This window comes from Streptomyces sp. JH14 (assembly GCF_029428675.1).
Taxonomy (GTDB): Bacteria; Actinomycetota; Actinomycetes; order Streptomycetales; family Streptomycetaceae; genus Streptomyces.
Genome location: NZ_JAJNEL010000001.1, coordinates 6129608 through 6144788, shown reverse-complemented (window position 1 = coordinate 6144788; position 15181 = coordinate 6129608). Strand labels below are relative to the sequence as shown.

Annotated in this window: 12 protein-coding genes and 5 pseudogenes; 9 read left to right on the top strand and 8 right to left on the bottom strand. The window is 68.5% G+C overall.

What is annotated here, in order from left to right; genetic code table 11:
- Nucleotides 1–19 precede the first annotated feature (19 nt).
- The 4 genes and pseudogenes from LRD69_RS27645 to LRD69_RS27630 all read left to right on the top strand — a co-directional run.
- A complete protein-coding gene (locus tag LRD69_RS27645) occupies nucleotides 20–1276 on the top strand; it encodes an ATP-grasp domain-containing protein (RefSeq protein ID WP_277329248.1) in 1257 nt (418 codons plus the stop codon).
- A 50-nt stretch (nucleotides 1277–1326) separates the two neighbouring features.
- Entirely contained in the window at nucleotides 1327–2550 is a 1224-nt protein-coding gene (locus LRD69_RS27640; protein WP_277329247.1) for an MFS transporter, read from the top strand.
- Nucleotides 2551–2611: 61 nt separating this feature from the next.
- Nucleotides 2612–2893: a cupin domain-containing protein gene (locus LRD69_RS27635; protein WP_277329246.1), complete on the top strand. Its 282-nt coding sequence runs from the start codon at nucleotides 2612–2614 to the stop codon at nucleotides 2891–2893.
- Between the two features lie 288 nt (nucleotides 2894–3181).
- Nucleotides 3182–3478, top strand: a pseudogene (locus LRD69_RS27630) (transposase); the annotation flags it as partial.
- A gap of 14 nt (nucleotides 3479–3492) precedes the next feature.
- Here LRD69_RS27630 and LRD69_RS27625 read toward each other — a convergent pair.
- The 4 genes and pseudogenes from LRD69_RS27625 to LRD69_RS27610 form a co-directional block, all read right to left on the bottom strand.
- Complete coding sequence (locus LRD69_RS27625) at nucleotides 3493–4932, bottom strand: IS4 family transposase (RefSeq protein WP_346771940.1); 1440 nt, start codon at nucleotides 4930–4932, stop codon at nucleotides 3493–3495.
- Between the two features lie 123 nt (nucleotides 4933–5055).
- Nucleotides 5056–5364, bottom strand: a pseudogene (locus LRD69_RS27620) (transposase); the annotation flags it as partial.
- A gap of 621 nt (nucleotides 5365–5985) precedes the next feature.
- Nucleotides 5986–6486 (bottom strand): annotated as a pseudogene (locus LRD69_RS27615) (transposase); the annotation flags it as partial.
- Nucleotides 6487–6654: 168 nt separating this feature from the next.
- Nucleotides 6655–7563, bottom strand: coding sequence for an NmrA/HSCARG family protein (locus tag LRD69_RS27610; protein ID WP_277329244.1), 909 nt, complete (start codon nucleotides 7561–7563; stop codon nucleotides 6655–6657).
- 104 nt (nucleotides 7564–7667) lie between these two features.
- Here LRD69_RS27610 and LRD69_RS27605 point away from each other — a divergent pair, with 104 nt between their 5' ends.
- Entirely contained in the window at nucleotides 7668–8231 is a 564-nt protein-coding gene (locus LRD69_RS27605) for a TetR/AcrR family transcriptional regulator (protein ID WP_277329243.1), read from the top strand.
- Between the two features lie 52 nt (nucleotides 8232–8283).
- Here the strand turns inward: LRD69_RS27605 and LRD69_RS27600 are convergent.
- Nucleotides 8284–8528 (bottom strand): annotated as a pseudogene (locus LRD69_RS27600) (transposase); the annotation flags it as partial.
- Nucleotides 8529–9278: 750 nt separating this feature from the next.
- On the opposite strand from LRD69_RS27600, the gene LRD69_RS27595 reads away from it, so the two are divergent.
- Nucleotides 9279–9836, top strand: coding sequence for a DinB family protein (locus LRD69_RS27595; RefSeq protein WP_277329242.1), 558 nt, complete (start codon nucleotides 9279–9281; stop codon nucleotides 9834–9836).
- A 300-nt stretch (nucleotides 9837–10136) separates the two neighbouring features.
- Here the strand turns inward: LRD69_RS27595 and LRD69_RS27590 are convergent, their stop codons facing one another.
- Nucleotides 10137–10634, bottom strand: a complete 498-nt coding sequence (locus tag LRD69_RS27590) for a hypothetical protein (RefSeq protein ID WP_277329241.1) — start codon at nucleotides 10632–10634, stop codon at nucleotides 10137–10139.
- Nucleotides 10635–10688: 54 nt separating this feature from the next.
- Nucleotides 10689–10853: a hypothetical protein gene (locus LRD69_RS27585; protein ID WP_277329240.1), complete on the bottom strand. Its 165-nt coding sequence runs from the start codon at nucleotides 10851–10853 to the stop codon at nucleotides 10689–10691.
- Between the two features lie 71 nt (nucleotides 10854–10924).
- On the opposite strand from LRD69_RS27585, the gene LRD69_RS27580 reads away from it, so the two are divergent.
- Both LRD69_RS27580 and LRD69_RS27575 read left to right on the top strand, forming a co-directional pair.
- A complete protein-coding gene (locus tag LRD69_RS27580) occupies nucleotides 10925–11815 on the top strand; it encodes a LysR substrate-binding domain-containing protein (protein ID WP_277329239.1) in 891 nt (296 codons plus the stop codon).
- A gap of 536 nt (nucleotides 11816–12351) precedes the next feature.
- A pseudogene (locus tag LRD69_RS27575) lies at nucleotides 12352–12729 on the top strand (transposase family protein); the annotation flags it as partial.
- Nucleotides 12730–12785: 56 nt separating this feature from the next.
- Here LRD69_RS27575 and LRD69_RS27570 read toward each other — a convergent pair.
- Nucleotides 12786–13751 (bottom strand): zinc-binding dehydrogenase, encoded by a 966-nt coding sequence (locus tag LRD69_RS27570; RefSeq protein WP_277329238.1) that lies wholly within the window; start codon nucleotides 13749–13751, stop codon nucleotides 12786–12788.
- A 165-nt stretch (nucleotides 13752–13916) separates the two neighbouring features.
- Between LRD69_RS27570 and LRD69_RS27565 the strand changes: the two genes are divergently transcribed.
- The gene (locus LRD69_RS27565) at nucleotides 13917–14561 is read left to right on the top strand and encodes a TetR/AcrR family transcriptional regulator (protein ID WP_277329237.1); all 645 of its coding nucleotides are present in this window, start codon (nucleotides 13917–13919) and stop codon (nucleotides 14559–14561) included.
- The last annotated feature ends 620 nt before the right edge of the window (nucleotides 14562–15181 follow it).

The window sequence follows — 15181 nt, the reverse complement described above, 5'->3', positions numbered from 1 at the left end:
ACACGACCAGGAGGTCGCCATGAGTACCCCCGCCACCGACGCACAGGTGGTGTTCGTCGGCTACAACGCGGCCTACCTGCGCGCGATCGACGGGAGCGTCCCCAGCGGGTCGGTTGTGGTGATCGAGGAATCCGACATCATCCGCAAGCGCCGACTCCAGGACGCGGCGGCACGCTTCGACTGCCTGGACCGGATCGTCCCGGCGGGCTACCAGCAGTCGGCCGAGGCCCTCGACCTGGCTGCCGAACTGACCGCCGCGCGGCCGGTGGCGGCCGTCGTCCCGGGGCTGGAGTACGCGGTGCCGGCCACGGCCGCACTGGCCGAGAAGCTCGGGCTGCCAGGAGCGACCGAAACGGCCGCGCAGGCGTTGCGGGACAAGGTCCGGCTGCGCGAGGTCTCCTGGGCGGGCGGCGTCCGCAATCCGCGCTGGCGCGAGGTGCACGGCCCTGCGGACATCCTCGAGTTCGCCGGCGACGGCCCGGTCGTCGTCAAGCCGGCGAACCGGCAGGCGAGCGTCGGCGTGCAACTGCTGGACTCGGTCGACGCCGTCACCGCCGCACAGGCATGGCAGCGGACCTCGTCCGCCGCCGAGTCAGAGCAGGTGCCCGACCGGCAGCTGGCGTGGCGTTTCCTCGCCGAGGAACGCCTGCGGGGTCCCGAGTACAGCGTGGAGGCGCTGGTACGGCAGGGTGAGATCATCTTTGAGAACGTCACGGCCAAGATCGTCGTCCCGGGGCCGTATCCCGTCGAGCTCGGCCATCTGCTGCCTGCTCCGCTCGACCAGGACACGCAGGCCGCGTTCGAGACGGCCATGCGGTCGCTGGTCGCCGCGATCGGTTTCCGGACGGGCATCCTGCACGCGGAGTGGATCCTGACCGGGTCGAGCCCGACGCTGGTCGAATGCGCCGGCCGCTGCCCCGGTGACTACCTGATCGACCTCATCGACCTGGCATACGGCACACGGATCAGGCTGACCCTGATCGATCTGCTCGCCGGCCGTACGGTCACGCTGCCCCGGTCCGCGCGGCAGACCTCGGCGATCCGGTTTCTGGCCGCCGAGCCGGGCACCGTGACGGAGGTCGCCGGCGTGGAGACAGCACAGGGGTTGCCCGGCGTCCAGGTCGCGGCGGTGGATGTCGAGGTCGGCCAGGAGGTCCGGCCGTGGGCGTCCTCCTGGGACCGCGCCGGGCACGTCATCGCGACCGGGCCGGACGCGGACACCACCCGTCGACGTGTCCTGGACGCGGACGCGGCCATCCGCATCGCTACCGATTGAGGAAACACATGTCTGTTCTGTGGCAACGCGTCCGCGGATGGCGCGGGTCCATGCCCGGAGGGTCGGTCGGCACCAGGCTGGCCGTGATGGCGATGATCGACGCGGTGGGCACCGGTGCCTTCCTGGCCGTCTCCGTGCCGTTCGTCACCAGGTCGGTGCACCTGTCCGAGGGCAACCTCGGTTTCGGCCTGGCATTGTCGGCCGCGATCGCCCTGGCCACGGCCATCCCGATCGGCGTCCTGGCCGACCGGATCGGCCCGAAGAAGGTGCTGGTCGGGGTGAGCCTGTGGCGCTGCGCCTGCTTCGTGATCTACCCGCTCGTCCAGAACCTGTGGCAGTTCCTGACCGTGGTGTGCCTGCTCGGCCTGGTCGACAAGGCTGCCGCACCGATGGAACAGGCCCTCGTCGGGCAGGCCACGGCGACCGACGACCGGGTCAGGGTGGTGGCGATCCTCCGGTCGCTGCGCAACGTCGGCTTCACTCTCGGCGCCCTACTCGGCGGTATCGGGCTGCTGATCGACACCCGGGCGGGGTACACCGCGATCCTGCTGCTCAACGCCGCCTCCTTCGCCGTGCTCGCGAGCCTGGCCGCCCGGCTGCCGGTGCTCAACGCGCCGGCAAAGAGCCTGCGTCGGCGCTTCTCGGTCAGTGTGCTGCGGGACACATCGTTTCTGTCGTTCACCGGCATCAACGCCGTGCTCACCATGCACATGACCCTGCTGAGCATCGGTATCCCGCTGTGGATCGTCGGGCACACCGACGTCTCCTCGGCGCTGATCTCCCCCCTGGTGGCGGTCAACACCGTGCTCGCGGTCGCCCTGCAGGTGCGGGCCAGCAAGGGGACCGACACCATCCCCGGCGCCGCACGGGCCCTGGTATGGGCCGGCATCTCCCTCGCGGTCTGCTGCCTGCTGCTCGTCGCGGCGCCGAAGCTGCCGGTCGTCCTGGCCGTCGGCGTGCTGGTGCTGGCCATGGTCGCGCTGACCGGCGGCGAGCTGTTCCAGTCCGCCGGTGGCTGGGGCGGCTCCTATCTGCTGGCGGTGCCAGGCCAGGAAGGCGTCTACCTCTCGGTCTTCTGGCTCGGCGTGGCCGTCCAGCAGATCGCGGCACCGGTCCTTGTCAGCCTGGTCGTCACGGCCGGCTCCATCGGATGGGTCGTCCTGGCCGCGCTGTTCGCCCTCTGCGGACTCGCCGCGCCGGCCATCGCCCGATGGGCACAGACACAGGCGGCTGGCAGGCACCGCCCGGACCCGAGCCTGGCCGAGGCCACATGACCACCACGCATGCCGCTCCCGTAGTCGAGTCGGCACAGTTGATCACCACTCAAGGAAAGACATGTCCGTTCCGCTGTATGTTCCCGCCGGCGAAGGCGAGTTCGTCAACATCCGGGATACCAAGAGGACGTACCTCAAGCTCACCACGCCGGACTCCAACGGCGAGTTCGGCTTCTTCGAGCACCACATGGCTCCGGAGGCGAGCGGTGCCAGCCCGCACATCCACAAGAACTCCACCGAGATGTTCTACGTGGTGAAGGGCGAGATCGAGTTCACCATCGGTGACCGCAAGGTGGTGGGTGAACCCAGGGCCCCGGGGAGAATCCCGTCGCTCCCGGTTTGACCGGTTGATCATCGATGCCCGGACATGAGACGAGCACGGCTCTTGTGGATCATGGAGTCCTACCTTTCTTGATGTGGGTCTGAGCTGGTCATTCGTAAGATCGGCGAGGCCCAGGGGTTCCGGGTATGGCTGTCATGGAGTCGCCGCTGGATGGCTCAGAGAACTTGGCCGCCCGGAACCCCGCGACGACTCGACCGCTAATTGGGAGACGCGACGCGATCGCTTTGTAGGACAACGTCGGCGAGGTCGTCTGCTGGGTTGGTGTACGACGAGCTGACGGAGGTGGCTGTGCCCGAGATCTGGGCCGGAGTGGACATCGGCAAGGAACATCACCACTGCGTGGTGATCGACACCCAGGGCAAGCGGCTGCTGTCGCGTCGGATCCTGAACGACGAGGCCGAGTTGCTCCAGCTCATCGCTGACGTACTGGAGCTGTCGCGGGATGTGCTGTGGGCGGTGGACATCAACCACGGCGGGGCCGCGCTCCTGCTTGCTCTGCTGGTCAGCCACGACCAGCACATCACCTACATCACCGGCCTGGCCATCCACCGTGCGTCGGCCGGCTACCGGGGCCAGGCCAAGACCCAATACTGGGAAGTTTAGGTTCGCCATCGCCGTGTTCGATCGGTGGCTGTGGTGATGGTGATGGCGATCTTCGCGTTCGGGATCGGAGTGTTCTTCCTGGTCATGTTGTAGGCGAAGGTCGAGATCGGGCGTTTGACGCGGCGTGGCTGGATCCTGGTCGGGCGGTGCGAGGGGGCCAGCTCGCGGGGGTGCAGGATGGCGCGGCGGATCACGGGAGTGGGCGGGCACGCCTGCCGTGTCGGGGTTCCGGTCGCGGTGATCACGGTGTTGCGGGCGGTGCGGATGGTGACGGCCAGCGAGATCCGGGACGGATCGATCCCTGCGTCCAAGGCGGCGTCGACAGCGACCTGTCGTGCGACCTGATAGACGATGAGCAGGGCGAACAGTTCCTGTTGGGCGTCGTCGGTGTGGTGCGAGCGCAGGACACGGTCAGCCCCGCGCAGCGTGACCTTCAACCCGAGGTAGGCGGTCTCTGCCTGCCACCTTCGGTGGTAGAGCTCGGCGAGTTCGGCAGCTGGGTAGCGCTCGTGGTCCAGCAGCGTGGTGACCAGCCGCAGACTCGTGGGTGTGGTCGTCCCGTCGGTGGCGCGGACCGTCACCGTGGCCTCGATCACCCGAATGGCCACGCCGGTGATCTGCGGCGCTACCGTGCGGCGGTGTCGGCTCCACCGGCGCAGCCGGTCCCGTTCGTTGGTCCCGGTGGACATCGACAGGTAGGTGCCGTCGGGAAGAGCGTGCAGCACCGGCGGTTGCAGGTCGGAGCTCATCCGCCACAGCAGTTGCGCGCCGGTCGCTGCGGCTGACCGGCAAAGCGCGAAGCCCTTGCTGCCCCGGTCGGCCAGCAGCAGCATTCCCGGCCTCAGCGCTCGGCACAGCACCGTGCACTGCGATTCCTCGGCCTGGGTCCACGGCCCGAGCACCGCGTCGACCAGCACCCTGGTGCCGCACTCCACCAGCGCGGACATCCGGATCATGGGGAATCCGCAGACCCCATTCTTTCCGGAGGCCCGACCGCAGTAGGACCGGTTAGCCTCGCTGTCCGCGACCAGGATGCCCGTGCTGCCCCAGGCCACCGTCCGCAGCCCCCGCCACCACGAGCCGGCCGCGTCCTCAGCCGCTACCGGCCCCTTCAGCTGATCGAACAGCGCGGAGAGCGGCGCCGAGCCGAGTCGGCGGCGGGCCTGGCGCAGGGCCGCCGCGGACGGGTCGACGTCCGGCATGCCCGGCGCGGCGACCAGTGCGGCCCACACGCCCCGATACCCGCATTCGCCGAACAACGCCATGGCCAGCACGAAGTACACCATCACTCGCGAAGGCAACTTCCGCACCCGCGACTGCACCCGCCCGGTCCTCGACAGGACCGCGTCCACCAGCGACGGTGTGATGATCTGCGTCAACTCTCCCAAGTGCCCGGCCGCGAAAGCCTTTCCACCGGCATCAGCTCGTACGGGCATGCCAGACTGAATCATCGGGGCTCCTCGTAGAGCGGTGTCTTGGTCGACTTCCGTCCTACGCGGAGCCCCGCCTCTCTACATCAACTTCGCTGAACCGCTTGACAGCAGCCCCGGACCGCAAACTTCCCGGTATTGGGTCTTGGCCTGGCCCCGGTAGCCGGCCGACGCACGGTGGATGGCCAGGCCGGTGATGTAGGTGATGTGCTGGTCGTGGCTGACCAGCAGAGCAAGCAGGAGCGCGGCCCCGCCGTGGTTGATGTCCACCGCCCACAGCACATCCCGCGACAGCTCCAGTACGTCAGCGATGAGCTGGAGCAACTCGGCCTCGTCGTTCAGGATCCGACGCGACAGCAGCCGCTTGCCCTGGGTGTCGATCACCACGCAGTGGTGATGTTCCTTGCCGATGTCCACTCCGGCCCAGATCTCGGGCACAGCCACCTCCGTCAGCTCGTCGTACACCAACCCAGCAGACGACCTCGCCGACGTTGTCCTACAAAGCGATCGCGTCGCGTCTCCCAATTAGCGGTCGAGTCGTCGCGGGGTTCCGGGCGGCCAAGTTCTCTGAGCCATCCAGCGGCGACTCCATGACAGCCATACCCGGAACCCCTGGGCCTCGCCGATCTTACGAATGACCAGCTCAGACCCACATCAAGAAAGGTAGGACTCCATGATCCACAAGAGCCGTGCTCGTCTCATGTCCGGGCATCGATGATCAACCGGTCAAACCGGGAGCGACGGGATTCTCCCCGGGGCCCTGGGCACCTGCGGACGCTCCTACGCGACCGCCTGCATCCACGAGCACTCCTGTTTACGCTGCCCACTCCTTCGCCCGGAGCCCGCCCAGCGACCCCGCCTCCTCGAAGTCCGCGACAACCTGATCACCCGGATCGAGGAGGCACGACGCGAGGGCTGGCTCGGCGAAGTGGAAGGACTACAGATCAGCCTCGCCGGAGCCCGACAGAAACTCGCCCAACTCGACCAGATCACCAACCGCCGCAGCACCACTGATCTCGGCATCCCTACCAGAACGCAACCATGATCCGCATAGTTCAGAGAACTCTTCCAGGTCGCGGTGGCGTCCTGCTTCTCGGAGTGTGCAAGGACGAGCACACCGTCGATGTCCACGATCACGTGGCCGTCGGCGGCCGGACTGTTCTCACCGGCCAGGTCCCAGACCTGCCCGCGCACGTGAGAACGTGCGCCCCGGATCGCGGCGAGGGCCTTCGGGCCGGACGCGGCGAGAGCGTCGACGAGACGGGAGACCGTCGGATCGGAAGCCACCGGCCCGAACACACCCGGCTCGGCCCGCAGCATGCCGATGTCGGTCAGACAGTCTCCGCCGAGTGCGACGGCCAGGGCCACATCCAGCAGGATCTTGCCGGGGTCGTGCACCGCCCGCGGCTTGCGCCACGGCGCCAGCGCCGCCGATATCGCGGTGTCCAGGCCGGACTTGCGGACCGTCTCGACCAGCAGCACCGACCCGGCCTGCGAGACCACCCCACGGCCGCCGCCCTCGACACGGACACACGGGTACGACCCGCTACGCTTCTTCACCTGGAGAGTGCTTCTTTCCTTGCAACTGACAGGACCCTCGACAAGTCCCATCGTTGCAGGTCAGCAGCACTCTCCGCTTATTTGATCAAGACCCGGACAGCCTCACCCGCGAAAGCCCGAGGCTAGCGAGCCGGACAGGGGTATCCCCCACTGCCGGAAGACCAAGCGTCAGGCGGCGGCGCGCAGGTGTGCTTGGGCCCACGCCTCGAAGGTGGTGAGGGGGATACCGAGGTCCCGAGCGAATTCCGGAAGGGCAGGCTGAGGGAACTCGTTGATGCATGCCTGTCCGAAGCCCATGTCGGGCATCCCGGCGGCGGCCGCCTCCCCCTTGGTCAGGTCGGGCGCGGTCAGCTCGGTGCCCAGGTTTCGGGAGAGGACCTCGGCGATGTCCGCCATGGTCAGGCTGTCGCTCGCCAGCTCAAGCTCGACCCCGTCGAACCGCTCCGGCGCTGCGACGGCCGCCGCGACTGCCTTGCCGATGTCCTCGACCGCGACGAGCGACAGCCGGGTCGCGGGCTTCAGAAGGCTCACAAGGCCGCCCTCGACCCCGCGGGGGAACATGATTTCCGCGTCGGGGAGGAAGTTCTCCATGAAGAAGCCCGGTTTGATCAGCGTCCAGTGCGCGAAGCCCGCCTCCCGCACCCGGTCCTGGATCCCGGCCTTCGTGGCGTAGTACGGCTCCATCCAGGCCCAGTCGTCCTTGACCCAGCTGGTGTGCTGCCCGGCACCGGAGACGGAGGTGTGCACGAACTGCGGCACTCCGGCGGCCCTCGCGCCCTCGATCAGATTGGTGGCCTGTTCAAGCTCGCCTTCGAAGGAGCGTCCGTTCACGTCAGGCATCTGGACCGAGAAGACGGCGCGGGCTCCTGCGGCGGCCCTGGTCAGGGAGTCGCGGTTGTCGAGGTCGCCGGTGACCAATTCGGCGCCGAGCGTTTCGACGGCCTTAGCCCGGTCGGTCGCGGGGTCGCGGACCAGCGCCCGGACTTTAATGCCCGACGCCAGCAGGGCGCGCGCGGTGGCGCCGCCCTGCCGACCGGTGGCGCCAATGACCAGGACAGGTGCGGATTCTGCAGTCATGGTGTTCCTCGGATGGTGACGCACAGTTAAGTGGCGAGGCCCGCCACTTACGTTCCGGTACGATACGGAGGACCCCGCCACTTAGCAAGCTCGGAGATGACGCCATGACCGTCCAGCGCGCGGACGCCCGGCGCAACTACGCGCGGATCCTCGCCGTGGCCGAGGAGGAAATCGCCGCGCACGGCCGTGACGCGTCCCTGGAGCGGATCGCCCGCACCGCAGGGGTCGGCTCGGCCACCGTGCGCAGGCACTTCCCCGGCCGACGCGCGTTGTTGGAGGCAGTGTTCAGCGAGCGGATCGAGGTCCTGTGTGCCCGCGCGGGCGAGTTGGCCGGAGCTACTGACGCGCGAGCCGCGCTGCTGGAGTGGCTGGGCGCGCTCACCACATACGCCGCCTCCGCACGGGGAATGGCCGACGCACTGGTCCAGGACCGGAAGATGGACGACCCGGAACATGTGGACGCCTGCTCGGCAAAGCTCACCGGGGCAGCCGACCCGCTGCTGCGGCATGCCGTGCGGGCGGGCGCGGTGGCGCCGGACGTGACCGTCGCCGACCTGGTCACGCTGGTGACGGGCATCGCCCTGGCCACAGAACACCGCCCGAACGCCGTCGCCGAGGCGCACCGACTGCTCGGCCTGACGGTGGGGGGAGTCAGCCCTCGGAGGTGAGACGAGGGTGGGAGGGGGCCGCCGCCGTAAGCCGCGGTAATTCGATGGCACGTGCCGGCAGCATGCCGACATCGGCCAGGCAATCGCTGCCGAGGGCGACCGCGAGCGCCACATCCAGAAGGATCTTGCACCGCCCGCGGCTTGCACCGCCCGCGGCTTGCGCCGGGGAGTCAGAGCCGCAGATTTCGCAGCATCCAGGCCCGTCTTGCGGACCGTCTCCACCAGCAGCACGGCCCCGGCCTGCGAGACCACTCCACGACCACTGCCCTCAACGCGGACGCCCGGGTACGACCCGATACGCTTCTTCGCCTGAGAAGTGCTTCTTTCCACGGCACGACCTGGACCCTCGACAAGTCCTATCGTTCCAGGTCAGAAGCACTTCTCGCGTTTCTGATCAAGCCTCGGGCATACCACCTCGTAAAAGCCCGAGGCTAGCGAACATGGGCGAGGGCCTGACCAGGACCACGGGGCCGACTCATGACGCGGTGCCGGTGGACCTCCCTGCCTGTGGGAAATCCCCGGCCTGGGTGCCTCCGACCTTGCGATGGATCGTCGAAGCTCTCGCGGCGGTCCTGGCGGGCTCGGCGGCCTGACGCAACAAAAAGGGCGGCTGGTGCATCGGTTACTCGATGCTCCAGCCGCCCTTCGGCGTCTGCGGCCCGTCGGCCCCGGGCTCTCTCTGCTCTCATGATCACGCCTCCGGTCCGGCCAGGTCGAAGTCGTCCTTCGTCAGCTCGGCGCGGAGCCGCTGCTCAACTGGTGGAGTGCAGGTATTGCTCCAGTGCGGTATTCCTCCGTCATTCGGGCAGCAGGTTGGCTGGCGCGACCACGCTGTGGGCGCCTTGGGTGCAGTTCGTGGCTGCGCTCGCACGCAATGCGGCAGGCTTCGACCTGGGCGGCGCACCCTCACGGACAGCGACTAGAGATCTTCAATGGCTGAGGTTACGGCGGTGCGAAGTCCGGGCTGGTCTCATCGAGGGTGCCCGCAGTGAGGGCCGAGTTCGCGGGGCTGGAACGATGTCAGGGCTGCTCGCTAGGCTCCCGACCATGAGCGAATCAACTCCCCAGTCATCACCGTCTACGACCACTTCTGAAGCGGACTCTCTGCGTACGGTGCTAGAGCGCAACCGCCGGACCTTCGCCTGGAAAACGTCCGGACTCGACGAGAGCGGGTTGCATGCGACCACGGCCGCCAGTTCGATGACGCTGGGCGGACTCGTCAAGCACGTGGCCTTGGTCGAGGCGGACTGGCTGGCCGTGAAGCTGGCCGGCCGCGAGTATGGGACACCTTGGGACTCCGTGGACTTCGACGCCGACCCTGACTGGGAATGGCGGACCGGAGCGTTGGACTCTCCGGATGACGTGTACGCACTCTGGCGCGCTGCTGTCGATCGATCGCGGGAGCTCGTGAGCGAGGTCATAAAGGAGCGCGGGATCGACGGACCGGCATCGTTCACCTGGCCGGACGGTCGCACACCCAGTGTCCGCGACATGCTCTTGGACATGATCGAGGAGTACGCACGACACACAGGCCACGCCGACATCCTCCGCGAGGCGGTGGACGGCCGCGTGGGCGAAAACGCACCCAAGGACTTCACACTCTAAAGATCTTCGTTGGATGCGCCGGAGCGAAGTCCAGTCCAGTCTTGGCGAGGTAGCCCTCAATGAGGCCGGTTTGGTACGGCATCCGTTTCAGTTGGGTCTTGACCAGTCCCTGGCTCACCCTGTTGTGGGCCACCGGCCGCGCCGAACTGCCGGGGCACCCTCGTCTCACCACGTGGCGCTCGGACAGCACGCCGCGGCCATAGGAGCGGATCGGCCTCAGCCGCGGCCAGGCTGATGATCGTGTCCCTACCGCGGCGAGAGCACACCAGGCCACCCGTCCCAACCGGCAACCCGGCGAGCCTATGGGGTCACGGCACTCGACGGTGGCGGATGTTGCTCGTCCCGGGCCGCGAGGTAGGCGGACCAGCTGGGTTGTGAGTAGGCGGCCCATTTCAGCGCGGTGTGGATGTTGATCTCCAGGAGCTGGGCGAGGACGGGGGTGGGCATCTGTTCGGCGAGGGAGATCAGCGCGGCGCTGCGGGCTGGGCCGACGTGGAAGCCGTGCTGGCGCATCATCAGGCTGAAGCCCGGGGCGGACAGCGGCCGACCGGGAATGGTGCCGGGGAACAGCCAGAGTTGCGCGGCATCGGCGGCGGGTATGAGCGCTTCGTCCGCGGCCGTGGTCGCGAGTTGAGTCAGGAGGCGTGCGGGACGCGGTGGGACGAGGAGGGCTTGGCGGCGGAGGCGCAGATAGGTCTCCTCGCCGCGGTGGTCGATGTCGGCCACGGTCAGGTGCCGGATGCGTTCGCCGGGTAGGCCGTAGAGCAGGGTGAGGGTGCGGGCGGTGCGCACCCGCACCGGCAGGTCCTCGGTGGAGGCAGGTTCGCAGTTCTGTCCAGCGCTGCTCGTCGGTCAGCGGTGGCTGTCCCGGGCCGATGCGGGCGTGGGTGATGGCCCGGTTCGCATGGCCGGGACGGCCTCCCAGCCGGCGGCGAGGACCCCGTCGACCAACGCCGTGTTACCGGTGGCCAGGCCTTCGTAGAAGCGCCGGACCGCTGTCTCGTTGTCAGTAGGCATGGCTCTCACGGTAGGTACGCACACCCTCGGTGATCAAAGACCTGTTCCGGAACACGTCATACGATGTGGGTATGACGGATCTGGACCTGCGGCTGGTGCGCTACTTCACCGCCGTCGCGTCACACCTGCATTACGGCCGCGCCGCAGCCGAGCTGCACATTGCACAACCATCGCTGAGCCGGCAGATCAACCAGCTCGACGCCCAGGTGGGAGCCCGGCTCCTCGACCGCACACGGCAGGGCACGCAACTCACCGAAGCGGGAGAGGCGTTCCTTCCCCACGCACGCGAACTGTTACGTTCGTCCGAGCGGGCCGGGGCCGCCGCCCGGGCCGCCGCGCGGCCCACCCGGATCACCGTCGGCTACACGGTGGGCCTGATCGTCACCCCGGCGGTCCAGAACTTGCGGCAGAAGCACCCCGACGCCGACGTGCGCACGCTGCACCTGGAGTGGAACGAGCCACGCGAGGCCCTGCTCGACCGGCGTGTCGACGCGGCAGTCACCAGACTGCCGCTACAGACCGACGGCCTGCATGTGACGGTCCTCTACGACGAGCCGAAGCTGCTGCTCGTCATGGTCGGGCACCGGCTGGCAGGTAAGGAGTCGGTCACCCTCGACGACATCGACAGTGAACCGATCCCCCGCTTTCCGGATCCGGAGTTCGACGCGTACTGGCGCATCGACCCGCGGCCCGGGGGCCGCCCAGCGCCCGACGGGCCCGCTGTCGAGACCATTGAGGACAAGCTCGAATACATAGCCGCCGGGCAGGCCGTGGCCATCATCCCGGCCGCCCTGCACTCGGCCGGCATCCGCCCCGACCTCACCACGATCCCACTGCACGGCGTCGAACCGGGCCACGTCGTCGTGGCCACCCGGGCCGCGGACCGCGGCCGACTGGTGGCCCCGTTCCGGACATCGGCCTGTGCCTGCCTGAACGGTGCAGGTGTGCTTCACAGGCCGTGAACAGCGATCGCCACCACCCCCCGACCGTGCATCGAGGAGCGGGCACGTCCCGTTGCTCGCCCACCTCGCTCATGCCAGACAACGAGCCACCAAGCGGAAAGCCACGAGCGGGTAGGACGTGGTCCACGGCTTCCATGAACCCAGCGCTCCCGGGCCAGGAACCCGGGTCGTCGCCAGCCACATGACCCCGAACCTCCACGACTTCGCCGGCCGGTCCGCCACCGACCCGACCGCCCGGGCCGACCGGGAGCGACGGCCGGGCCGATGAATGCGGCACTGTCGGTCCACGGTTTCCGGGCCAGCTGGTCGCTGCGGGTCAGCCGGGCACTTGTCGTACAGGTTCATGATGTCGCCCTTGCTGCCATCGGCGACCCACGTCATCGATGCGGCATCCAGGCACGCGAACACCATCGCGATCATTGCGCGGGCCCTCGAATCCGCACTCTGACAGCAGCGGCATCGACGCCCCGGCCGGAAGGCGCCACATGACAGCGAGCGACCGTCTCTCGGTCGCAGGGACCCGCCTGGACACTGGCATACGAGGAGCCGAATGGACGGTCAATCTGTCCAGCGCGCCCCTGCGCTACCTGTCCGGCCCACCCGCCGCCCGGCGGCAGGAGCAAGGGACACGGTGCGCCGGCCGACCTGCAGCCATCAGGCCCTGCTCGCCCTGGCCCACCTGCGGCGCGGGCCCACCTGTGCCCAGCTCGCGGCCCGGTTCGGCGTTGGCGCCCTCACCGTCTACCTCTACGTCGCCGAGGCGGTCGAGGTCCTGGCCGCCGACACCCCCGACCTCGCAACCGCAGTCCGCACTGGGGCCCGCAAGGCGTTCGTGATAGACGGCACCCTGCTGCCGATCGACCGGATCGCCACCGACCGCCCCTTCTATATCGGGCAGGCACAAGAAGGACGGTTGGAAAGGTGGCCCGAGCGGGTCCTGTTCCGTCGACCGGGACCTCCTTCCCCTGGCTCAGGGGGCCAACACAACCCTGCCGAACACCTCTCCCGCGTCCATCTTCCGGTGAGCCAGCACCGCTTGGTCCAGCGGCAGCAGCTCGTGCACGACTGTGCGCAGGCTCCCGTGTGCGGCATCGGTGAACTGGGCCGACCGCACGGCCTGCCTGTCGGGGATGGGCACGGTGTCGGAGCTGAAGGTGGCGAACGACAGGGACCGGCGGAAGGCATCCATCAGCCGCATGCCGAAGTCTGCCGGCGGCTGCCCGCCGGCCACGCCGACGGACACGAACCGCCCGTTGGAGTTCAACCTGTCCAGGAAAAGGGGAAGCTGGGGACCTCCCACGACATCGATCACCACATCGAAGCCCGACGGCGCGTTTGGGCCGGCGCCCTCGCCGGAGCGGTCGAGGACGTGGGTCGCGCCCAGGTCTCTGAGTCGGGCGCCGCGCTCCGCCGATGAGGTGGTGACCGCCACCGCGCCTGCGCCGCCCCTGGCTGCGAGCTGGACCGCCGTGATCCCGATGCTGCCCGCCGCGCCGCGCACGAGCACCGCCTCACCGGGCGTGAAACGGGCGTGTTCCAGGGCGAAGTGGGCGACCACGCCGGAGCCGCCCAGAGTCACCGCGTCGGCGCCGGTCAGGCCGTCCGGCAACGGAAGGATGTTCTCGACCGCGGCGACGGCCTGCTCGGCGTATCCACCGGACAGCCCGGTGAACGCCCACACCCGCCGACCGATCCATGAGGCGTCCACACCCTCTCCCACCATGGTGACGCTTCCCGCGACCTCGCTGCCGAGGAGATGGTTCTCCTGAAAGCCGTAGGCGGCGAGCATTCCCCGGCGGATCACGGCGTCCACGCCGCCTACCCCGGCGGCTTCCGTTGCGATCAGCACCTGCCCGGGGGCAGGGACGGGCACGGGCAAGTCGACGACCTCTAGACCGTCGGGGTTTCCGAACTCCCTGATCACGACGGCTTTCATCTCTGCTCCTCGGGTCGGTGAACGTACGGGTCACAGCTGCTGCGAGCGTGGGCGGCGAGCCCGCCCCACCGCCCGAGGCAGCATGAGTGGGGTGCCGGGACGGGCGGCATGACCGCCATCGGACCGTAACGGACGCCCCCGTCCGTTTGGCTAAAATGAGAGACCATGACCGGCCGTTTGCCTCACCCTGCGCGTTCTGACACCCGCGACAACCGGGCCCGCATCCTGGACGCCGCCCGTGCGGTGTTCGGCGAGGAGGGCCTGGGTGCGCCCATGCGTGAGGTCGCCCGGCACGCAGGCATCGGCCCCGCCACGCTGTACCGGCACTTCCCGACCAAGCAGGCACTGATCGTGGAAACCTTCGCCGAGCAGCGGCGAGCCTGCCATGCCGCCATCCGCGACGCCCTCGCAGACTCGGACCCGTGGCACGGATTCCGGAGCCTGGTCGAGCGGATCTGCGAACTCCACGCGCACAGCCGGGGATTCGCCGACGCCTTCATGACGGCCTTTCCCGAGGCCATAGACTTCGCCGCCGACCGAGAGCGGACTGCACACGCGGTCGCCCAACTGGCCCGTCGCGCTCAGGAGACCGGCCAGCTACACCCCGGCTTCGTCGTCGACGACCTGATCCTGATGCTCATGGCCCACCGGAGCGTCCAGGACGCGCCGCGTGCCGCCCGGCTCACGGCTTCGCGCCGCTTCGCCGCCTACGTGATCCAGGCGTTCCGTGCCGCACCAGAGACAGGAGCGCCTGCCCCGCTGCCGCCGGCTCCACGCCTGCAGCACCCGCACTCGTCCACCACGCCGTGAACTCGTCACCAGGAGGCCCGTCATCCTCGCAGCCCGACAGTCGCATCGGTCCCCGGCCCAGCCAGGTTGGACAAGGCTCGGTGCCGAATCCAGACAGCGAGGGCGGCATCGTGGACCGCGGTCTCATAGGCCAAGGTTCAGACAGCCTGCAGACCAGTACTAGCCACTCACCCGACGACCCATCAGGCGGAGCGTCAGATGAGCGTCACGGCGATTCCGCTCCTACCTGTGCGGAGTCAGGGCGATGCACCCATGACCCCCACGCGAGCCCAGGAAGCAGCAGGTCAGCAACATCTTCCGGCAACCCGACACAGTCCACGTGATGCACCCACGAAAACAGGTCGACCCTGCCCGCCCCAGACGGACAGGAAGAGAAAAACAGCAGGTCAGGAGCCCTTTACCGTGGGCTCAAGGATAGCCACGCACTCCACGTGCGACGTCATCGGAAACAGGTCCACGCCGGGGCCAGTGATGAAGACGCCGACACGAGCAGTCTGACCCGCCCCGCCACCTTGGCACGCTCGACCCTGCCGAGAAGCGCGGCCGCGTCCCCAGATCGCCTCCGAAAGCCAGGGCGAGGGTCCGGTCGCCTCCCCCGCCCGCACAGTGACGGTTTCCAC